Annotated in this window: 15 protein-coding genes and 1 other RNA gene; 10 read left to right on the plus strand and 6 right to left on the minus strand. The window is 74.2% G+C overall.

The window, feature by feature from the left end:
• Positions 1-25 precede the first annotated feature (25 nt).
• The gene (locus CCE02nite_RS17180; protein ID WP_255318933.1) at positions 26-2,104 is read right to left on the minus strand and encodes a HelD family protein; all 2,079 of its coding nucleotides are present in this window, start codon (positions 2,102-2,104) and stop codon (positions 26-28) included.
• A 117-nt stretch (positions 2,105-2,221) separates the two neighbouring features.
• On the opposite strand from CCE02nite_RS17180, the gene rnpB reads away from it, so the two are divergent.
• From rnpB to CCE02nite_RS17200, 4 genes are all read left to right on the plus strand, one after another.
• Positions 2,222-2,635: RNase P RNA component class A (gene rnpB, locus CCE02nite_RS17185), an RNA gene on the plus strand.
• Positions 2,636-2,695: 60 nt separating this feature from the next.
• Positions 2,696-3,514: a bifunctional hydroxymethylpyrimidine kinase/phosphomethylpyrimidine kinase gene (thiD, locus tag CCE02nite_RS17190; RefSeq protein ID WP_141390834.1), complete on the plus strand. Its 819-nt coding sequence runs from the start codon at positions 2,696-2,698 to the stop codon at positions 3,512-3,514.
• A 241-nt stretch (positions 3,515-3,755) separates the two neighbouring features.
• A complete protein-coding gene (locus CCE02nite_RS17195; RefSeq protein WP_141390857.1) occupies positions 3,756-6,377 on the plus strand; it encodes a phosphoenolpyruvate carboxylase in 2,622 nt (873 codons plus the stop codon).
• Positions 6,378-6,710: 333 nt separating this feature from the next.
• Positions 6,711-7,070: an STAS domain-containing protein gene (locus CCE02nite_RS17200; RefSeq protein WP_255318934.1), complete on the plus strand. Its 360-nt coding sequence runs from the start codon at positions 6,711-6,713 to the stop codon at positions 7,068-7,070.
• A gap of 50 nt (positions 7,071-7,120) precedes the next feature.
• Here the strand turns inward: CCE02nite_RS17200 and ppgK are convergent, their stop codons facing one another.
• Positions 7,121-7,918, minus strand: a complete 798-nt coding sequence (gene ppgK / locus CCE02nite_RS17205) for a polyphosphate--glucose phosphotransferase (protein ID WP_141390836.1) — start codon at positions 7,916-7,918, stop codon at positions 7,121-7,123.
• A complete protein-coding gene (gene map, locus CCE02nite_RS17210; protein WP_141390837.1) occupies positions 7,915-8,826 on the minus strand; it encodes a type I methionyl aminopeptidase in 912 nt (303 codons plus the stop codon). The genes ppgK and map overlap by 4 nt, the downstream gene beginning before the upstream one ends.
• A gap of 67 nt (positions 8,827-8,893) precedes the next feature.
• Here map and CCE02nite_RS17215 point away from each other — a divergent pair, with 67 nt between their 5' ends.
• Positions 8,894-9,115: an SPOR domain-containing protein gene (locus CCE02nite_RS17215; RefSeq protein ID WP_141390838.1), complete on the plus strand. Its 222-nt coding sequence runs from the start codon at positions 8,894-8,896 to the stop codon at positions 9,113-9,115.
• Positions 9,112-10,029 carry an N-acetylmuramoyl-L-alanine amidase gene (locus tag CCE02nite_RS17220; RefSeq protein WP_141390839.1) on the plus strand — a complete coding sequence of 306 codons (918 nt, stop codon included), beginning with the start codon at positions 9,112-9,114 and terminating at the stop codon, positions 10,027-10,029. The genes CCE02nite_RS17215 and CCE02nite_RS17220 overlap by 4 nt, the downstream gene beginning before the upstream one ends.
• Before the next feature lie 27 nt (positions 10,030-10,056).
• On the opposite strand, the gene panB is transcribed toward CCE02nite_RS17220, so the two are convergent.
• Together panB and CCE02nite_RS17230 are read right to left on the minus strand one after the other, a co-directional pair.
• Positions 10,057-10,905 (minus strand): 3-methyl-2-oxobutanoate hydroxymethyltransferase, encoded by an 849-nt coding sequence (gene panB, locus CCE02nite_RS17225; protein WP_047233947.1) that lies wholly within the window; start codon positions 10,903-10,905, stop codon positions 10,057-10,059.
• Between the two features lie 58 nt (positions 10,906-10,963).
• Complete coding sequence (locus tag CCE02nite_RS17230) at positions 10,964-12,667, minus strand: NAD+ synthase (RefSeq protein WP_141390840.1); 1,704 nt, start codon at positions 12,665-12,667, stop codon at positions 10,964-10,966.
• A gap of 117 nt (positions 12,668-12,784) precedes the next feature.
• On the opposite strand from CCE02nite_RS17230, the gene glnA reads away from it, so the two are divergent.
• The 3 genes from glnA to CCE02nite_RS17245 are packed head-to-tail and all read left to right on the plus strand — an operon-like array spanning position 12,785 to position 17,669.
• Positions 12,785-14,122 carry a type I glutamate--ammonia ligase gene (glnA, locus tag CCE02nite_RS17235; RefSeq protein WP_047233945.1) on the plus strand — a complete coding sequence of 446 codons (1,338 nt, stop codon included), beginning with the start codon at positions 12,785-12,787 and terminating at the stop codon, positions 14,120-14,122.
• On the plus strand, positions 14,119-17,274 hold the full coding sequence (locus CCE02nite_RS17240; RefSeq protein ID WP_141390841.1) for a bifunctional [glutamine synthetase] adenylyltransferase/[glutamine synthetase]-adenylyl-L-tyrosine phosphorylase: 3,156 nt from the start codon (positions 14,119-14,121) through the stop codon (positions 17,272-17,274). Before glnA ends, CCE02nite_RS17240 begins: the two co-directional genes overlap by 4 nt.
• Before the next feature lie 2 nt (positions 17,275-17,276).
• Positions 17,277-17,669, plus strand: coding sequence for a hypothetical protein (locus tag CCE02nite_RS17245; RefSeq protein ID WP_141390842.1), 393 nt, complete (start codon positions 17,277-17,279; stop codon positions 17,667-17,669).
• Positions 17,670-17,692: 23 nt separating this feature from the next.
• Here the strand turns inward: CCE02nite_RS17245 and CCE02nite_RS17250 are convergent, their stop codons facing one another.
• Complete coding sequence (locus CCE02nite_RS17250) at positions 17,693-18,334, minus strand: NADPH-dependent F420 reductase (protein WP_141390843.1); 642 nt, start codon at positions 18,332-18,334, stop codon at positions 17,693-17,695.
• Between the two features lie 89 nt (positions 18,335-18,423).
• Here CCE02nite_RS17250 and CCE02nite_RS17255 point away from each other — a divergent pair, with 89 nt between their 5' ends.
• Positions 18,424-20,019, plus strand: a complete 1,596-nt coding sequence (locus CCE02nite_RS17255) for an SLC13 family permease (RefSeq protein WP_255318935.1) — start codon at positions 18,424-18,426, stop codon at positions 20,017-20,019.
• The last annotated feature ends 51 nt before the right edge of the window (positions 20,020-20,070 follow it).

Genomic DNA, 20,070 nt, shown 5'->3' on the forward strand with positions numbered 1-20,070 from the left:
GTCCCTCCACGCGCCGGGGCGCCCGTCACGGACGGCGGAGCTCGGCGGGCAGGTCGTCTCGATGGCGGACGGCGAGGGACGTCACCGCGCGGGTCAGGCAGACGTAGAGCCGCCGCAGACCCGTGACCCGGTCGGGCTCGCCCCGGACCACGCCCTCCGGGTCGTCCAGCACGACGTGGTCGAACTCCAGCCCCTTCGCGAGCGACGCGGGCACGAGGTCGAGGCGCGCGTCGAACTCGACCGTGCCGGCGTCGTCCGTCTCCTCGCCGACGACCGCGAAGGCGAGGCCCGCCGCGGCGAGCGCCGTGCGCACGGCCTCCGTGCCGGCGTCGGGCACGATGAGCCCGACCGACCCCTCCCGGTCGAGCGCCGCGCGCACCAGCTCCACGAGCGGCCCGGTGGTGAGGACCAGCTCGCCCCGCGCCCGGCGGACGGCGACGGGCGGGTCGAGGTCCGGCGCGATCGAGGGCAGCAGGCGGGCCGCGTACTCGATGACGTCGCCGGGGACGCGGAAGCCCGCGGTGAGCTGCTCCACGTGGCCGTCGGGCTTGCCGAGGTGCGTCAGCGCGTCGGTCCACGAGGAGACTCCCCACGGCGTCGTCGCCTGGGCCAGGTCGCCCAGCACCGTCAGGGAGCCGGTGCGCGCCCGGCGCCCGAGAGCGCGCAGCATCATCGGCGACAGGTCCTGCGCCTCGTCCACCACGACGTGCGCCACCGACGTACCGCGGGCCAGCAGGTCCGCGACCTCGTCGAGCAGGACGAGGTCGGCCAGCGTCCAGCGGGCCGTGCCCGGCGTCCGGGAAGGTCGGGCCGGGCGCAGCAGCTCCTGCTCGGCCGGGGTGAGGACACCGTCGGCGCTCGCGGCGAGGAACGCGGGGTCGACGAGGAGCCGGTGCAGCAGCGCCGTCGGCGTGACCTTCGGCCATACCGCGGCGGTGTAGTCCCGGACCGGGCGCGTGCGCGCGAGCGCGTCCCAGGCCTGCTCGTCGAGGGCCTCCCCGGACTCCTCGATCTGCACGAGGATCCGGTGCGCGAGCGCGTGCCGCAGGTGGTCGCGACCGGCGTCGAAGCGCGGCTCCCGGCCGACCACCTGCGCCACGCACTCGCGTGCCTCGTGCGCAGCGACGCGCCAGCGGCGCGCACCGCGCGGCAGCACGAGCGCCTCGCACGGCTCGACGAGGTGCGACCACACGGCGCGTCGGAGCACCTCGGCCAGGCGCCCGTCGCCCTTGAGCCGGGCGACCTCCGCGGGCTCCGTGCCGCGCAGGCGGCCGTGCGCCGTGACGATCTGCTCGACGGTGGTCTGGGTCGCGTCGACCTCGCCGAGCGCGGGCAGCACGTCGCGGATGTACCGCAGGAAGCTCGCGTTGGGCCCCACGACGGTCATCCCGGCGCGGCTCACCCGCTCCCGGTGGGAGTACAGCAGGTAGGCGGCGCGGTGCAGCCCGACGGCGGTCTTGCCGGTGCCGGGCGCGCCCTGCACGACGACGGTCCGGTCGAGCCCGCCGCGCACGATGACGTCCTGCTCGGGCTGGATGGTGGCGACGATGTCGCGCATCGGCCCGGTACGGGGCCGCTCGATCTCCGCCTCGAGGATCGCGGAGGACTCCGCACCGGGGCCCGGGGCAGTGAGCGCCTCGTCCTCGAAGCCCGTGAGGGCGCCGCGCTGGAAGCCGTAGCGGCGGCGGACGGCGACCCCCATCGGCTCGGTGCGGGTGGCGCGGTAGAAGGGCGTGCTCACCGGGGCGCGCCAGTCGACGACGAGCGGGTCGCCCTCGGGGTCGGAGACGTGGCGGCGCCCGATGTGGAAGACCTCGGCGGGCTCGTGGTCGGTGCCGTCGAGGTCGATGCGGCCGAAGAAGAGCGGGACCTCGGGGTCGTCGGCGAGCTGGGCGAGCCGACGGGCGAGCGCCGCCTCGAGATACTCGGCGCTGACCCGGTCCCCGGCGAGGGCGTTCAGCGACCCGGCCTGCTCACGCATGCGGGCGAGCTGCGTGCGGGCGTTCTCCAGGAACTCCTGCTCCCGGGCGAGCTCGGCCGAGGTGTCCCCGGTGGGTGCCGCGGTCGGAGCGTCGGGGGCGGACGGTACGGCGGGGGCGGGCACGACAGACCTCCGGGAGCCGGCTTCGAGGGGGTCGGCCATCCTACGGGTACGACGCTCCCGGTGGACCGGTCGCTGGTTCGACGAGTCGTCGGGGAGCGGTAATCTTGCCGGTGCGGACGAGTCGGTCGGACGGTCGCGTCGAGGGGCCTCGTGCTCCTCGCCGAGGAACGTCCGGGCTCCGAAGGGCAAGGTGGTGGGTAACGCCCACCCGGGGTGACCCGCGGGACAGTGCCACAGAGAACAGACCGCCGCGTCAGGACGGGCTTCGGCCCGGCCAGGCGCGGTAAGGGTGAAACGGTGGTGTAAGAGACCACCAGCGGGCCGGGTGACCGGTCCGGCTCGGTAAACCCCACCTGGAGCAAGGTCAGACAGGCTGTGCCTGAGGGCTGCCCGCCCGATTCTCCACGGAGAAGCACAGTCGGGTAGACCGCTCGAGCCCTGCGGCGACGCAGGGCCTAGATGGATGACCGTCGCCCGCGCGAGGGTGACCTCGCGCGGGAACAGAACCCGGCGTACAGACCGACTCGTCCGTCCGCCCCTCCCGGCACGACCGGGAGGACGGGCCCCGTCCTACTCGTGCCGAGGAGCACCATGTCGCACCACGACTCGCACACGCCTCCGCTCGCCTATGTCATCGCCGGGTCGGAGGCGACCGGCGGCGCCGGGATCCAGGCCGACCTCAAGACGTTCCAGGAGCTGGGCGCGTACGGCGTCGGCACGCTGACGTGCATCGTGTCTTTCGACCCGAAGAACGACTGGGGCCACCGGTTCGTCCCGGTCGACCCGCAGGTGATCGCCGACCAGTTCGAGGCGGCGACGGTCACCCACGAGCCGTCGGTCGTGAAGATCGGCATGCTCGGCACGCCCGCGACGATCGACGTCGTGGCGGAGTCACTGCGCTCGCGCACGTGGGAGCACGTCGTGCTCGACCCGGTGCTCATCTGCAAGGGCCAGGAGCCCGGCGCCGCGCTCGACACCGACACCGCACTGCGCGCGCAGGTGCTCCCGCTCGCGACCGTCGTGACGCCCAACCTCTTCGAGACGCGCACGCTCGCGGGCGTCGAGTCGATCGAGACGGTCGACGAGCTGATCGACGCGGCGCGCAAGGTCCAGGCGCTCGGCCCGCGGGCCGTCGTCGCGAAGGGCGGCGTCGAGCTGCCCGGACCGGACGCGGTCGACGTGCTGGTCGACGGCGACGAGGTGCACGTGCTGCGCACCCCGAAGATCGGCGAGGAGCGCGTGAGCGGCGCGGGCTGCACGTTCGCCGCCGCGATCACCGCGGAGCTCGCCAAGGGCGCCTCGGTGCTCGACGCCGCGCGCGTCGCCAAGGACGTCGTCACCGCCTCGATCGAGGACCGGGTGGTGTCGAACGCGCCCTTCGACGCGGTCCGCGTCGGCGCGCGCCGCTGACCCTCGGGTTCTCGCCGGGTCGCACGCGCCGACCCCGGGCCGACCCCCGCTCGACCGACGATCACCCCTCGGACGCCTTCACGTCCCCTGACGGTCAAGGAATACTCTCGTCACCGTGAACGACCTCTCCCCTTCGGAACTGTCCCCGTCGCCGGGTGCTGCCGACGGCCCTGACCGGGCCGCCGCCGACGTCTCCGACGACACCGGTCACGGCCCGGGCCGCGGCCTGGCCCGCCACGACGTGCCCGCCCCGCTGCGCGACGACGTCCGCCTGCTCGGCGGCCTGCTCGGCACCGTGCTCCGCGAGACGGGCGGCCAGGACCTGCTCGACGACGTCGAGCGCCTGCGCGAGCTGTCCATCCGTGCGTACGACGACCCGTCCGGCGCCGTGCTGGCCGAGGCGGAGACCCTCGTCGAGGGCCTCTCCATGGCGCGCGCGGAGCAGGTCGCCCGGGCCTTCACGTGCTACTTCCACCTGGCGAACCTCGCGGAGGAGTACCACCGCGTGCGCGTCCTGCGCGAGCGTGAGGCCGAGTTCGCGACGCGCGCGACGACGCCCGACGACTCCCTCCCGGAGGCGTTCGAGCAGCTCGTCGGTGAGGTGGGCCGCGAGGAGGCGCTGCGTCGTCTCCGCCGCCTCGAGTTCCGCCCGGTGCTCACGGCGCACCCGACCGAGGCCCGCCGTCGTGCGGTGTCCGGCGCGGTCCGCCGCATCGCGACCCTGCTCGACGAGCGGGACGCGCAGCGCCTCGGCGGCACGTCGCTCGCGGAGAACGAGCGCCGCCTGCTCGCCGAGATCGACACGATGTGGCGCACCGCCCCCATCCGCGAGCACAAGCCGTCCGTCCTCGACGAGGTCAAGACGGCGCTCGGCGTGTTCGACGCGACGATGTTCGACACGTTCCCGACCGTCTACCGCCGTCTCGACGACTGGCTGCTCGGCGACGAGGCGGGCCGCGAGGAGCCCCTCGTGCGGCCGTTCGTCAGCCTCGGCACGTGGATCGGCGGCGACCGCGACGGCAACCCGAACGTCACGGCCGAGGTCACGCGCCAGGCCGCCGCGATCGCGGCGGACCACGCGCTCGCCGCGCTCGAGCAGCAGACGCGACTCGTGGGGCGCAAGCTCACGCTCGACCAGGACGGCACGCCGCCGTCGGACGGGCTGCGCGCCCTGTGGGAGCGGCAGCGCAGGCTCTCGGAGGCCGTGACCGTCGCCGCGTCCGAGGCGTCCCCGCGCGAGCCGCACCGCGCGGTGCTGCTCGTCGTCGCGGACCGCATCGCCGCGACGCGCGCCCGCAACGCGGACCTCGCGTACCCGTCCGCCGAGCAGCTCGAGTCCGACCTGCGCGTCGTCCAGGAGTCGCTCGTCGCCGCGGGCGCGCCGCGCGCCGCGTACGGGGACCTCCAGCAGCTCGTCTGGCAGGTGGAGACGTTCGGCTTCCACCTCGCGGAGCTCGAGGTGCGCCAGCACTCCCAGGTCCACGAGGGCGCGCTCGCCGAGATCGCGGAGAAGGGCCTGCGCGGCGACCTCTCCGACCGCACGCGCGAGGTGCTCGACACGTTCCGCGCGCTGGGCGCGGTCCAGCAGCGGTACGGCATCCGTGCCGCGCGCCGCTACATCGTGTCCTTCACGCAGAAGCCGGAGCACCTCGCGGCCGTGTACGAGCTCGCGGAGCTCGCGTTCGAGGGCTCCGACGAGGCGCCGGTCGTCGACGCGATCCCGCTGTTCGAGACGTTCGCCGACCTCCGGGCGAGCGTCGACATCCTCGAGTCGATGCTCACGCTGCCCCAGGTGCAGCGCCGGCTCGCCGAGAACGGGCGCCGCGTCGAGGTCATGCTCGGCTACTCGGACTCGTCGAAGGACGTCGGGCCCGTGTCCGCGACCCTGGCGCTCCACGACGCGCAGAGCCGCATCGCGCAGTGGGCGGAGCGCCACGACATCACGCTCACGCTGTTCCACGGCCGTGGCGGCGCGCTCGGCCGCGGCGGCGGTCCGGCGAACCGCGCCGTGCTCGCCCAGCCCCCGGGCTCGGTCGACGGCCGGTTCAAGCTCACCGAGCAGGGCGAGGTCATCCTCGCGCGCTACGGCGACCCGACCATCGCGTCGCGCCACATCGAGCAGGTCGCCGCGGCGACCCTGCTCGCGTCCGCACCGTCGACCGAGAAGCGCAACGCCGAGGCCACCGAGCGGTACCGCGACCTGGCCGCGGCGCTCGACGTGTCGTCGCGCCGCCGGTTCCACGAGCTGGTCCGTGCGGAGGGCTTCCCGCAGTGGTTCTCCCAGGTGACGCCGCTCGAGGAGGTCGGCCTCCTGCCGATCGGCTCGCGACCGGCCCGCCGCGGCCTGTCCGTCTCGTCGCTCGACGACCTGCGGGCCATCCCGTGGGTGTTCTCGTGGTCGCAGGCCCGCATCAACCTCGCCGGGTGGTACGGGCTCGGGACGGCGCTGAAGGAGTTCGGCGACCTCGAGCTGCTCCGTGAGGCGCACCGCGAGTGGCCGCTCTTCGCGACGCTCCTCGACAACGTCGAGATGTCGCTCGCCAAGACGGACGAGCGCATTGCGGAGCGCTACCTCGCGCTCGGCGAGCGCGACGACCTCGCACAGGCGATCCTCGACGAGCTGCGCCTCACGCGCGAGCAGGTCCTCGCGGTGACGGAGAACGCGTGGCCGCTCGCCGGGCGCCGGGTGCTGGGCCGCGCGGTCCAGCTCCGCAGCCCGTACGTCGACGCGCTCTCGCTGCTCCAGGTCCGCGCGCTGCGCGGTCTGCGATCCGGCGCGGAGGGCCCCGTCAAGGACGAGCTGCAGCACCTTCTGCTGCTCACCGTGAACGGCGTCGCCGCCGGCCTGCAGAACACCGGCTGACGCCCCGCCGCCCCGTCGCGACGGCCGCCACGCCGACCCGAGACCGGGTCCGTGGCGGCCGTCTTCGTCTGGACACCCGTCCAACTGTTGAATGAATCCTCAACGATCGCTCCGGGGAACGATGTCGAAACGGCCCTGGGTAAAGTCTTCGCCAGAGGCCTACCAGCCAGCGGCATCCGTGGGGTACGCTGGCGACGTCCGATCATGCCGGAGCCTTCTCGTCGCCCGATGACGTACGACAGCAGGCCCCGACCGATCGACAGCGTCAGGCAGGTGGCGCGTACTCGTCGGGGTGGGCGAGGCAGGGGCAGGACGAAGGGCGGGGCAGTGTTGGTGCAGGAGCTGGAGCGGAGCGACATCGAGGCGGGAACGGGCGGCATCCGGCTGCTCGAAGAGCCTGAGGCGAGCGTCGTGGACATGTGGGGCGAGATCGACGTCGCCCTCCGCAGCGAGGCGAGCGCCGCGCTCGCGAACGCGCTCGAACGGGACGTCCCCGTGGTGATCGACACGTCCAAGGTGACGTTCATGGACTCCACGGGCATCGCGTTCCTCGTGCAGTTCTACACGATCGGCTCCGAGGAGGGGCTGTCCGTGACGCTGCGCAACCCGCCGACGGTCGTGACCGACGTCCTCGAGATGCTCGGCGTCATCGACATCTTCGGCACCGAGCGGCACGAGGTCACCACGAGCTGACCTCCGGTCGGGCTCCTGCGGCGGGGCGCCACCTGGCGCGTCCGCGCGGGTCAGCGCGCGTCCGCCGCGAGCGACGCCGCGCCCACGATGCCGGCCGCGTTGCGGAGACGGGCCGGGACGATCGGCGCCCGCAGGTGCAGCAGGGGGAGGAAGTGCTCGTGCTTCTTGCTGACGCCGCCGCCCACGACGATGAGGTCTGGCGAGAACAGGTCCTCCACGACGCCGAAGTAGCGCTGCAGTCGCTCGGCCCACTGGGCCCAGTCCAGGTCCTCGCGGTCCCGGGCGGCGTCGGACGCGCGTGTCTCGGCGTCGAACCCGTCGATCTCGAGGTGCCCGAGCTCGGTGTTGGGGAGCAGGTGGCCGTCGACGACGATCGCGCTGCCGATCCCGGTGCCGAGCGTCGCGACGAGCACGACCCCGTCCGCCTCGCGCGCGGCGCCGTACCGGACCTCGCCGATCCCGGCGGCGTCGGCGTCGTTGACCGCGACGACGTGGCGCCCGGTCTCGCGCGCGACGAGCGCGGGCAGGTCGACGCCGGTCCACGACTGGTCGAGGTTCGCGATGAACCGCACGACGCCGTGCTGCAGCGGAGCCGGGAACGCGACGCCGATCGGCACGTCCTGCGGGAGGTCGTACTCGCCCACGAGCTCGGCGATCACCTCGGCGACGGCCTGGGGCGTCGACGGCTGCGGCGTCGGGATCCGGTGGCGCTCCTGCGCGAACTCGCCGGTCGCGAGGTCGACGGGAGCGCCCTTGATGCCGCTGCCGCCGACGTCGATGCCGAACGCCGTGCGGGGGCGGTCGGTCTGCGCCGGAGGCGCGGCGTGAGAGTCCTGGTGAGCGTTCATGGCAGTGTGAGGATCTCCGCTCCGTCGTCGGTCACGAGCAGCGTGTGCTCGAACTGCGCGGTCCGCGAGGCGTCCGCGGTGACTACCGTCCACCCGTCGTCCCACATCCGCCACTCGGAGGTCCCGAGCGTGAGCATGGGCTCGATGGTGAAGACCATCCCGGGCTCGATGACGGTCGCGTGGTCGGGCGCGGCGTCGTAGTGGGGCACGACGAGGCCCGAGTGGAACGCGCGCCCGACGCCGTGCCCCGTGTACTCGCGCACGACCCCGTACCCGAACCGGGCGGCGTAGCGCTCGATGACGCGCCCGACCACGTTGATCTGGCGGCCGGGCGCCACCGCCTTGATGCCGCGAGCGAGCGCCTCGCGTGTGCGCTCGACGAGGAGCGCCGACTCCTCGCCGACCTCGCCGACCGTGAACGTCGCGTTGGTGTCGCCGTGCACGCCGCCGACGTAGGCGGTGATGTCGACGTTGACGATGTCACCCTCGACGAGCGCGGTCGAGTCGGGGATCCCGTGGCACACGACCTCGTTGAGCGACGTGCAGAGCGACTTGGGGAACCCGCGGTAGCCCAGGGTCGAGGGGTACGCGCCGTGGTCGAGGAGGAACTCGTGGCCGACGCGGTCGAGCTCGTCGGTCGTCACGCCGGGAGCGACGTGCCGCCCGACCTCCACGAGCGCCTGCGCCGCGATCCGCGACGCGGCACGGATCCGCTCGATCGTCTCCGTGTCGTTGACCTCGCTCCCGGTGAACGGCCGCGGGCCGGGCCGGCCGACGTACTCGGGACGCTCGATCGACTCCGGCACCGCCCGCGGCGGTCCGACGACGCCGGGCACGAGCGGGCCGCGACGTGCCGTGGGTGGGGGAGCGACGGCGTCGGGCGAGGTCGGGGACGGCGTGGGGCTCATGACGGCCAGTCTACGAACTGCGGCGGCGTGGACGGCCGGGCGGGCCGGGATGGGGGAGGATCGGGTCATGAGCACCGGATCACGCTTCACCGACGGCGGCGAGCCCGCGGCCGAGGACGAGTACTACTTCGACACCCGCACGGGCGAGGTGCACCGCGGCCCGAGCGGCTCGTGGTCGCACCGCATGGGACCGTACCCGACCCGTGAGGCCGCGCAGAAGGCGCTGGAGACCGCACGCGAGCGGTCGGACGCCTGGGACGAGGAAGACCGCCGCGAGCGCGGCGAGTGACGCACGCCCCTCCGCCCGGCCCGCGCCGGGTCTGGTCGGGTCGCCTCGGCCTGCTCCTCGCGGGGCTCGCCGTCGGCGCGCTGACCTTCCTCGTCGCGCTCCAGGTCCGCGCCGGGTCCGGCGGAGGCCCGACGACGCTCGCCCCCTCGGGCGACGCGGTCGCCTCCGCCCCCGAGCCGGAGCCGACGACCGCGTCCCCGGACCCGACCGTGACCGAGGCCGGGCCGCCACCGGTGCTCGCGGGCCTCACGGTCGCCGTCGACCCCGGGCACAACGGTGGCAACGGAGCGAACCCGCTCACGGTCAACGCGCCCGTCCCCGACGGGCGGGGCGACACGAAGGCGTGCAACACGGTGGGCACGTCGACGGACGCGGGCTACCCCGAGCACGCGTTCACGTGGGACGTGAGCAGCCGCCTCGCGGAGGGGCTCACCGAGCTCGGCGCCGTCGTCGTGCTCACGCGGCCCGACGACGCGGGCGTGGGGCCGTGCGTGGACGCGCGGGGACGCTTCCCCCAGGAGAACGACGCGGACGTCCTCGTCTCGATCCACGCCAACGGCACCGAGGACCGCAGCGCGCACGGGTTCTTCGCGATCGTCGCGGACCCGCCCGTCCACGACGCCCAGGGGGAGCCGAGCGTCGCCCTCGCCCACGAGCTCGTGGCGGCGTTGACCGCGGCCGGGTTCGCGCCGTCGTCGTCGGTCGCGGCGGACGACGGCCCGATCCAGCGGCGCGCCGACCTCGCGACGCTCAACCACGCCGAGCGCCCCGCGGTCATGCTCGAGCTGGGGGAGATGCGCAACCCCGACGAGGCCGCGGTCATGGAGTCCGAGGAGGGCCGCCAGCGCTACGCCGACGCCCTCGCCGCGGGGCTCACGGCCTGGGTGGCCGACGGCGGTGGGGACGCCGGCTGAGCTCGCCCGCCCCGGCAGCCCGGGAGGTCAGCGCGCGAAGCTGTGCGCGTCGTCGGGGAACGTGCCGCCGCGCACGTCCGCGGCGTAGTCGGCCGCCGCCTGGCCGAGCGCCGCGCCGATCTCGGCGTACCGCTTGGCGAAGCGCGGCGACCAGTCCGTCATGCCGGCCATGTCCGTCCAGACGAGCACCTGGCCGTCGCACGCGGCGCCCGCGCCGATGCCGATCGTGGGGATGCGCAGGATCTCGGTGATCCGCGCCGCGACCTCGACCGGCACCATCTCGAGCACGACGGCGACGGCGCCCGCCTCGGCCACCGCGAGGGCGTCCTCGCTGAGGCGCTCCGCCGCGTCGTCGCCCCGGCCCTGGACGCGCGGCCCGCCGAGCGCGTTCTCCGACTGCGGCGTGAAGCCGAGGTGGCCCACGACGGGGATGCCGGCGTCGGTCAGCGCGCGGATCTGCGCGGCGATGCGACGCCCGCCCTCGAGCTTGACCGCGTTCACGCCGGTCTCCTTGAGGAACCGCACGCCCGTCGCGAGCGCCTGCTCCGCGCTCGCCTCGTACGACCCGAAGGGCAGGTCGACGACCGTGAACGCGCGGCGCGCGGCGCGCGCGACGGCGCGGGCCGGGGGGATCAGGTCGTCGACCGTGACGGGGAGCGTCGTCGCGTGCCCGTGCATCGTGTTGCCGATCGAGTCGCCGACCAGCAGCATGTCGATCCCGGCGTCGTCGAAGATGCGCGCGGTCACCGCGTCGTACGCCGTGAGCATCGTGATCTTCTCGCCGCGCGCCTTCGCCTCGGCGAGGTGGTGCACGCGGACGCGGCGCGGTCCCGTGCCCCCGGTCGTGGCGGGCTCGGGGGCGGTGTGAGCAGACATGACGGCCTTTCCTGGGTGCGGGGTACGGGTCGGACGGCGCGCGGGGTGACCGGCGCCGTCAGTCGAGCGGCTCGCGCCAGCGGTTGGTGATGGGCAGGCGGCGGTCGCGGCCGAACGCGAGGGCGGTGACCTTGGGGCCCGGCGGGTACTGGCGACGCTTCCACTCGGCGCGGTCGACGAGCGTGACGACCTTGTCGACGACCTCGGGGTCGAACCCGCGCGCGAGCAGCTCGGCGCGGCCCTCGGCGTGCTCGATATAGGCGTCGAGCACCTCGTCGAGGAGGTCGTAGGGCGGGAGCGAGTCCTGGTCGGTCTGGCCCGGACGCAGCTCGGCGGACGGCGGCTTGGTGATGGACGACTCGGGGATCGGCGGGATCTCGCCCCGGTCGACCGCCTGGTTGTTCCGCCAGCGCGCGAGCTGCCACACGCGCGACTTGTCGACGTCCTTGAGGGGGGCGAAGCCGCCGATGCTGCCGGCGTCGTAGATCGTCGCGTACCCGGTCGCGAGCTCGGACTTGTTGCCCGGCGCGATGACGAGGTGGCCCTCGCGGTTGGAGATCGCCATGAGGATCACCCCGCGCACACGCGCCTGAAGGTTCTCCTCCGCGACGCCCTCGAGCGCGAGCTCGCCCTGGAACGCCTCGACTATGGGCGCGATGGGCTGGACGCGGTAGTCGGCGCCGAGCCGCTTGGCGAGGTCCGCGGCGTCGTCCTTGCTGTGGTCGGACGAGTACTGCGACGGCATCGAGACGCCGACGACGTTCTCACCGCCGATCGCGTCGGCGGCGATCGCCGCGGTGAGGGCGGAGTCGATCCCGCCCGAGACGCCGAGGAGGACGGAGCGGAAGCCGTTCTTGCGGACGTAGCCGGCCAGGCCGGTGACGCAGGCCCGGTACACCTCCTCGTCGGGGTGCAGCTCGGGGGCGCGCGGCCCGCGGGGTGCGCCGTCGGACGGCAGCTCCCACACGAGCAGGTCCTCGACGAACTGGGGCGAGGTCGCGACGACGGCGCCCGCGGCGTCGGTGACGAACGAGCCGCCGTCGAACACGAGGTCGTCCTGCCCGCCTACCAGGTTCACGTACGCGACCGGGGCGCTCACCTCGCGCGCGCGGCGCGCCGCGAGGTCCGTGCGGACGTGGCCCTTGCCCTCCTCGTACGGGGAGCCGTTGAGCACGAGCAGCAGGTCGAGCCCGTTCCCCACCTCGTCGAGCGTCGCCATCTCGGCGACCGGTCCGCCGTCCTGCCAGATGTCCTCGCAGATCGCGATCCCGACGCGCCGGCCCTCGACCTCGACGACCGTCGTGGTCTCGCCCGGCGCGAAGATCCGGAACTCGTCGAACACGCCGTAGTTGGGCAGGTGGTGCTTGTCGTACGCGGCCTGCACGACGCCGTCGCGCAGCACGACCGCGCGGTTCGTCGGGAGGTCGGCGGGCGAGCCCGAGGCCTCGCGCTCCGCCGCGCCCGCGCCGCGCGGGGCCCCCGAGGTCCCGACGGTGCCGAGCACCACGGTGATCCCGCCCAGGCCGTCGGCGGCGAGGCGCGCCGCGATGTCCGCGGCGGCGTCCCACGCCGCGCGGCGGAACGACGCGCGCAGGGCGAGGTCCTCGATCGGGTAGCCGGTGAGGGTCATCTCCGGGAACGCGACGAGCTGCGCGCCCGCCGTCGCCGCCTCCCGGGTGCGCTCGAGGACGAGGGCGGCGTTGCCGTCGAGGTCCCCCACGCACGTGTCGACCTGTGCCAGCGCGACGCGCAGATCAGCCATGCCGCCAGCCTAGACGAGCGGGGCCGCGCGGCCGCTCCAGGGGGTGGTCCCGACGCGCGACGTCCGCCACACGGCCGTGTCACCCGTTCGTCACACGGATCAGGCAGGATGTACCGCATGGACAGGCAGCAGGAGTTCGTGCTCCGCACGGTCGAGGAGCGCGACATCCGCTTCATCCGGCTCTGGTTCACCGACGTGCTCGGCATGCTCAAGTCGGTGGCGATCGCGCCGGCGGAGCTCGAGTCGGCGTTCGCCGAGGGCATCGGGTTCGACGGCAGCTCGATCGAGGGCCTCACGCGCGTGTACGAGGCCGACATGATCGCCAAGCCGGACCCCACCACGTTCCAGGTGCTCCCGTGGCGCGGCGAGCGGCACGGCACCGCGCGCATGTTCTGCGACATCCTCACGCCGGACGGCGAGCCGTCCCTCGCGGACAGCCGCAACGTGCTCAAGCGCGCGCTGGCGAAGGCGAGCGACAAGGGGTTCACGTTCTACACGCACCCCGAGGTCGAGTTCTACCTGTTCAACCAGCCCGCCGACGCCGAGCACGGCCTCGTGCCCGTCGACCAGGGCGGCTACTTCGACCACCTCGCGCGGGGATCGACGCACGACTTCCGCCGCGCCGCGATCACGATGCTCGAGTCCATGGGGATCTCGGTCGAGTTCTCCCACCACGAGGCGGGACCGGGCCAGAACGAGATCGACCTGCGCTACGCGGACGCGCTGACCACGGCCGACAACCTCATGACGTTCCGCACGGTCGTCAAGGAGGTCGCGCTCGAGCAGGGCGTGTTCGCGTCGTTCATGCCCAAGCCGATGGCCGACCAGCCGGGTTCGGGCATGCACACGCACCTGTCGCTCTTCGAGGGCGACCGCAACGCGTTCCACGAGCCCGGTGCCCAGTTCGAGCTGTCCAAGACGGCGCGCCAGTTCATCGCGGGACTGCTGGTCCACGCCGCGGAGATCACGGCGATCACCAACCAGTACGTGAACTCGTACAAGCGCCTGTGGGGCGGCGCCGAGGCGCCCAGCTACGTGTGCTGGGGCCACAACAACCGCTCGGCGCTCGTGCGCGTGCCGATGTACAAGCCGGGCAAGGGGAACTCGAGCCGCGTCGAGTACCGCGCGCTCGACTCGGCCACGAACCCGTACCTCGCGTTCGCCGTCATGCTCGCCGCGGGGCTCAAGGGCATCGAGGAGGGCTACGAGCTCCCCGAGGCGACCGAGGACGACGTCTGGGAGCTCACGGACGCCGAGCGTCGTGCCCTGGGCATCAAGCCGCTCCCGCAGTCGCTCGACGAGGCGATCGCGGTCATGGAGAAGTCGGAGCTCGTGGCGGAGACGCTCGGCGAGCACGTCTTCGACTTCGTGCTGCGCAACAAGCGCCAGGAGTGGGACGGCTACCGCGCGCAGGTCACGCCGTTCGAGCTGAAGCGGTTCCTCCAGGTCCTGTGAGCGGTCCCACGACGACGTCCGGTCGGTCCGGCGGCTCGCGCCGGCCGACGCTCACCGGTCGCCTCGCGCGCGTCGGCTTCGCCGACATCTCGCGCTCGGCGAGCCTGCTCGCGGACCCGGACCTCGCGCTCCTGCTCGACGGCGGTCGCGCTCCGGGCGCGGACGCTCCGGACGGCGGCGTGGACCCCGCGTCCGTCGTCGACGACGAGCTGCTCGCCGCGTTCGGGGCGGCAGCCGACCCCGACCTCGCGCTGCTCCAGGTCGTGCGGCTCGCGGGCGCGTTGCGTGCCGACGTCGAGGCGCGCGGCCCGCTCGCGGACGTCGCGCGGCGCACCCTGCGGCCCGGCCAGGCGCGCGACCGCCTGCTGGCGGTGCTCGGCGCCTCCGTCTCGCTCGGCGACGACGTCGTGCGCCGACCCGCGCTGCTCGACGTCGTCGCCGACCCGACCCCGGGGACCGGCGTCGACGTGCGCGACGTCCGGGCCGAGCTGCTGCGCGCCGTCGGCGCCGACCCGGACGGCGCGGTGCCCGTCGCCGACCAGGCCGGGCCGGAGCGTGTGGACGCCCTGCGCCGCGCCTACCGCGAGCGGATCCTGCGCATCGCCGCGACCGACCTCACGGCGACCGACCCGCTGACCCGCATGCCCGCGGTCGGGGCGGCGCTCGCGGACCTCGCCGCCGCGGCGCTCGAAGGGGCGCTCGCGATCGCCCGCGCCGAGCTCGACGACCACGGCGCGGGCGTGCGGCTCGCCGTCATCGGCATGGGCAAGTGCGGGGCGCGCGAGCTCAACTACATCTCCGACGTCGACGTCATCTACGTCGTCGAGCCCGCCGAGGGCTACGACGAGGCGTACGCGACCAGCGTGGGCGCGCGGCTCGCGACGGGTCTGGCGCGCGTGTGCTGGGGGACGTCGGGAGAGCCCGCCCTGTGGCAGGTCGACGCGGCGCTGCGCCCCGAGGGCAAGCAGGGCCCGCTCGTGCGCACGCTCGCGAGCCACGTCGCGTACTACGAACGCTGGGCCAAGACCTGGGAGTTCCAGGCGCTGCTCAAGGCGCGCACCGTCGCGGGGGACCGGGACCTGGGCCGCGCGTACGAGGAGGCGATCGCCCCGTTCGTGTGGTCCGCCGCGGGCCGCGAGAACTTCGTCGAGGACTCGCAGGCGATGCGCCGGCGCGTCGAGGACCACGTGCCGGCGGCCGAGGCCGACCGCCAGCTCAAGCTCGGCAAGGGCGGCCTGCGCGACGTCGAGTTCACCGTCCAGCTCCTCCAGCTCGTGCACGGCCGGGCGGACGAGTCGATCCGCAGCCGCGGGACGCTCACGGCGCTCGCCGAGCTCGCCGCGGCCGGGTACGTGGGCCGCGAGCACGCGGCTCGGCTCGGCGTCTGCTACCGGTTCCTGCGCTCGCTCGAGCACCGCATCCAGCTCTTCCGGCTCCGGCGCACCCACCTCGTGCCGACCGCCGAGGACGAGCTGCGCCGTCTCGCGCGCTCGCTCGGGATGCGCTCCGAGGGCGCGGACGGGCTCACCGAGCGCTGGCGCGCGACGCGCCGCGAGGTGCGCGGCCTGCACGAGGAGATCTTCTACCGCCCGCTCCTGCCCGCCGTCGCGCAGCTCTCGCCGGACGAGGTGAGCCTGGCCCCGGAGGCGGCGAAGGCCCGCTTCGCGGCGATCGGCTACCGCGACCCGGCGGGCGCGATGCGCCACGTCACCGCGCTCACCGAGGGCGTGAGCCGGCGCGCGGCGATCCAGCGCCAGCTCCTGCCCGTCATGCTGGGCTGGTTCGCCGAGGGCGCGGACCCCGACGCGGGCCTGCTCGCGTTCCGCACGCTCTCCGAGACGCTCGGCGCGACGCACTGGTACCTCAAGCTGCTGCGCGACTCCGGCTCCGCGGCGCAGCGGCTCGCGCACCTGCTCTCGAACTCCCGCTACATGGCGGACGCGCTCGCCCGGTCGCCCGAGTCGGTCCGGTGGCTCGCGGCGGACGCCGACCTCACCCCCCGCGGCATCGAGCGGCTCTCGAGCGAGACCGACGCCATCCTCACGCGCGCCGACGAGGTCGAGCCCGCGACGGTGAGCCTGCGCGCGGTGCGCCGTCGCGAGCTCGCACGCACGGGAGCCGCCGAGCTGCTCGGAGTCGTCGACGCGGTCGACGCGGCCCGGAGCATCTCCGACGCTGCGGACGTGGTGCTCGCGGGCGCGCTCCGCATCGCGGAGTTCGTCGCGCGCGCTGATCTCGGGTACGACGCCCAGGACCCCGGCTCGGCGCCCGCGCGCCTGCTCGTCGTCGCGATGGGCCGCCTCGGAGGTCGCGAGATGGGCTACGGCTCGGACGCCGACGTGATGTTCGTGCACGACCCGGTGCCCGGCACAGAGGGCGCCGACGCCCAGGCGTACGCGCTCGCCGTGGCGACGCGGCTGCGCCAGCTCCTGTCCGCCGTCGGCCCGGAGCCCGCGCTCCCGGTCGACGCCGACCTGCGGCCCGAGGGGCGCAACGGCCCGCTCGTGCGCTCGCTCGCGTCGTACACCGAGTACTACGAGCGCTGGTCGAGCGTCTGGGAGGCGCAGGCGCTCCTGCGCGCGCGCCCGGTCGCGGGCGACCTCGACGGGCTCGGCGAGGTGTTCACCCGGGTCGTCGACGACCGCCGCTACCCGCAGGGCGGGCTCGACCTCGCGGAGGTGCGCGAGGTGCGGCGCATCAAGGCCCGCGTCGAGTCCGAGCGGCTCCCGCGCGGCGTCGAGGCGTCGCGCCACCTCAAGCTCGGCCGCGGTGGAGTGTCCGACGTCGAGTGGACCGTCCAGCTCCTCCAGCTCCAGCACGCCCACGACGTCCCCGGGCTGCGGACGACCTCGACGGTCGACGCGCTCGAGGCCGCCGTGGCGGCGGGTCTCGTCGACGCCCACGACGCCGTGGTGCTCGGCGAGGCGTGGCACCTCGCGTCCCGCCTGCGCAGCGCGCTCGTGCTGTGGTCGGGCCGGACGACCGGCACGACCGTGGACGTGCTGCCGCACGACCGGTTCGCGCTCAACGGGCTCGCGCGCGTGCTCGACCTCCCGGACGTCGACACGGGCGCCGAGCTCGAGGAGCACTTCCTGCGCACCGCGCGGCGCGCCCGGACGGTCATGGAGCGCGTCTTCTACGGCGAGGACTGACCGTGGCCCGGCGCGACGAGCCGCCCGTCCCGGGTCTGCTCGACCGACGTGAGCCGCGCGAGCTGGGTGGTGGTGCGGTCGACCGCCGCGCGGCCCTGGAGCGCCGTGGTCGCTCGGGCGGGTCGTTCTACGGCTCGCGCCTGCGCTGGGCGGGGTGGATCGCCTGGGCGCTCGCGGCGTTCGCCGTCGTGCTCACCGTCGTGTGGCAGCGGCCCGAGCCCCTCGGCGCCGCGGCCCTGTGGGGCCTGGCCGGCGTCGGCTGCCGACGGTCCGCGCGCCTCGTGGAGGGCCCGCTCGGACCGGCCCGCGCGCTCGCGCTCCTCGGCCTCGTGGTGGCGCTCGTCGTGCTGCTGATCGTGGGCGCGGGCCTCGTCGCCCAGGGCGAGCGCGCCTGACTCGCCCGCCCCGGACGGGCACGTCAGAGGATGCGGGGCGCCCGGGCGAGGTTCGCGCGCAGCTCGTCGGCGTCCTGGCGCGCGACGTACGCCGGACGGTCGCGCTCGACGCGCCACGACTCCGCGAGCGGGCTCGTGTCGACCGCGTCGAACCCGAGCTCGTCGTAGAACCGCACGACCCAGGCGGCGGCCTCGGGGAAGTCGCTCGCGGTCGCCAGAGCGCGGCGTCCCGGCGTGCCCGCGGGGGTCCCGTCGGTCGTGATGTCCGTCGACCGGATGTGGTTGAACGCCTTGGCGACCTTGGACCCGGCCAGGTGCTCCTGGAGCAGGCCCGACGACGTGGCCTCGCCCCGGTCGATCGCCTCGACGTGCCCGTCGCGCTCCCAGTAGTAGTTGTTCGCGTCGAGCACGATCTTCCCGTCCAGCGGTTCGACGGGGACCTCGCGGTACGCCCCGAAGGGAACCGCCACGACGGCGACGTCCGCTGCGCGCGCGGCCTCCTCGGCGGTCGCCGCGCGTGCTCGCGGACCCAGCTCGGCGACGAGGTCGTCCAGCGTCCGAGGGTCCCGGGAGTTCGCGATCACCACGTCGTAGCCGTGGATGATGGCCGCCCGTGCGACCTGAGAGCCGATGTTCCCTGCGCCGATGATCCCGAGAGTCGTCATGGTCATCGACAACGCACCGGCGTGCCCACTATTCCGGTCCCCACCGCCAGGGGGCGTCCTGTGGCATCCTGACCTCCCAGGGGGTGCCCATGATCGATCCGCTGGTCGCGACGTTCGTCATCCTGGCGCTGGCGGTCGTGGGCTTCATGACCAACCGGCTCCCTCTCGTCGTCGTGGCGCTCTTCGTGCCGGTCGCCCTGTGGGCGACCGGGGTGCTCACGCTCGACGAGGCGCTGGGTGGTTTCAGCGACCCGATCGTGCTGTTCATCGCGACCTTGTTCGTGCTCAGCGACGCGCTGGACTCCACGGGCATCACCGCCTGGATCGGGCAGTGGCTCGAGCGGCGCGCGTCGCTCGGCCGCACGGGTTTGCTCGCGCTGATGGTCGGGGTCGCCGCACTGCTCGCGGCCGTCATCAGCATCAACGGGGCCGTCGCGGCGCTCCTCCCGGTCGCCGTCGTGGCTGCCGCGCGGGCCGGCATCGTGCCCTCGCGCATGCTCATCCCGCTCGCGTTCGCCGCGGGCGCCGGGTCGCTCCTGACGCTGACCGGCACGCCCGTGAACATCATCGTGTCCGAGGCGGCCGCGGAGGCGGGCGGCCAGGAGTTCGGCTACTTCGAGTTCGCGCTGGTGGGGATCCCGCTCGTCCTCGCCACGGCCGTGCTCGTCGTGACGCTCGGCGACCGGCTGCTGCCGGAACGCGTCCCCGAGCACCTCGCCGACACGGCCACCGACCCGCGCGAGCGCGTGCGCTCGTGGCGCGAGACCTACCCTGCCGAGCTCGACACAGGCCGCCTGTTCTCGGGCGGCACGGGGGTCGTCGAGGTGCTCATCGCACCCCGCTCGACGCTCGTGGGGCGCCGGGTGAGCCCCGGCATGACGACCCGGGACGAGGGGCTCGTCGTGCTCGCCATCCGCCGCGGCGACGGCAGCTCGACCGGGCCGGAGGGCGAGGCTCCGTCAGGCCCGATGACCCTCCAGCCGGGCGACGCCGTGCTCGTGCGCGGGCCCTGGGACGCGCTCCACCGCTACACGCAGTCGCCCGACGTCATCGCCGTCGACTCCTCGAAGAGCCTCCAGCGTGGCGTCCCGCTCGGGCGCGGCTGGCGGCGCTGCCTCGGGGTGCTGGTCGCGACGATCGTGCTGCTCGCGACCGGGGTCGTGCCGCCGGTCATCGCGGGTCTTCTTGCGGCGGGCGCCCTCGTGCTCCTGCGGGTCGTCACCGTGCCTCAGTCGTTCCGCGCGATCTCGTGGGACACAGTCGTGCTCATCGCGGCCCTCATCCCGCTGTCCGCGGCGTTCGTCTCCTCCGGTGCGGCCGACGCGATCGCGGACGTCGTGCTCCGGGTCACCGGCGGCGGCTCACCGCACCTCGCGCTCCTGGTGGTGTGCGTGCTCACGCTCGTGCTCGGCCAGTTCATCTCGAACGTCGCGACCGTCCTCGTGATGGCCCCGGTCGCGGTGTCGTTCGCGCAGACTCTGGGCGTGAGCGTGCAGCCGTTCATGATGGCGCTCACGGTCGCCGGGGCCGCGGCCTTCCTCACGCCGATCGCGACCCCGGTGAATCTCATGGTCCTCCAGCCGGGCGGCTACCGGTTCGGTGACTACTGGCGTCTGGGCCTGCCGCTGGCGGTCGTCTTCCTCGCCGCCGCTGTCCTCTACGTGCCGCTCGTCTGGCCTTTCTGACCTGCTCCCCGCGGCGCGGCTCGCCGTGGCAGGACGCCGCCGCACATGGGA

The sequence above is a fragment of the Cellulosimicrobium cellulans genome, assembly GCF_006539945.1.
GTDB classification, from domain to species: domain Bacteria; phylum Actinomycetota; class Actinomycetes; order Actinomycetales; family Cellulomonadaceae; genus Cellulosimicrobium; species Cellulosimicrobium cellulans.

Coding starts and splice junctions, on each gene's coding strand:
- thiD (WP_141390834.1), top strand. CDS start 2,696: ATGTCGCACCACGACTCGCACACGCCTCCGCTCGCCTATGTCATCGCC.
- ppgK (WP_141390836.1), bottom strand. CDS start 7,918: ATGAACGCTCACCAGGACTCTCACGCCGCGCCTCCGGCGCAGACCGAC.
- map (WP_141390837.1), bottom strand. CDS start 8,826: ATGAGCCCCACGCCGTCCCCGACCTCGCCCGACGCCGTCGCTCCCCCA.
- CCE02nite_RS17215 (WP_141390838.1), top strand. CDS start 8,894: ATGAGCACCGGATCACGCTTCACCGACGGCGGCGAGCCCGCGGCCGAG.
- panB (WP_047233947.1), bottom strand. CDS start 10,905: ATGTCTGCTCACACCGCCCCCGAGCCCGCCACGACCGGGGGCACGGGA.
- CCE02nite_RS17230 (WP_141390840.1), bottom strand. CDS start 12,667: ATGGCTGATCTGCGCGTCGCGCTGGCACAGGTCGACACGTGCGTGGGG.
- glnA (WP_047233945.1), top strand. CDS start 12,785: ATGGACAGGCAGCAGGAGTTCGTGCTCCGCACGGTCGAGGAGCGCGAC.
- CCE02nite_RS17250 (WP_141390843.1), bottom strand. CDS start 18,334: ATGACGACTCTCGGGATCATCGGCGCAGGGAACATCGGCTCTCAGGTC.
- CCE02nite_RS17255 (WP_255318935.1), top strand. CDS start 18,424: ATGATCGATCCGCTGGTCGCGACGTTCGTCATCCTGGCGCTGGCGGTC.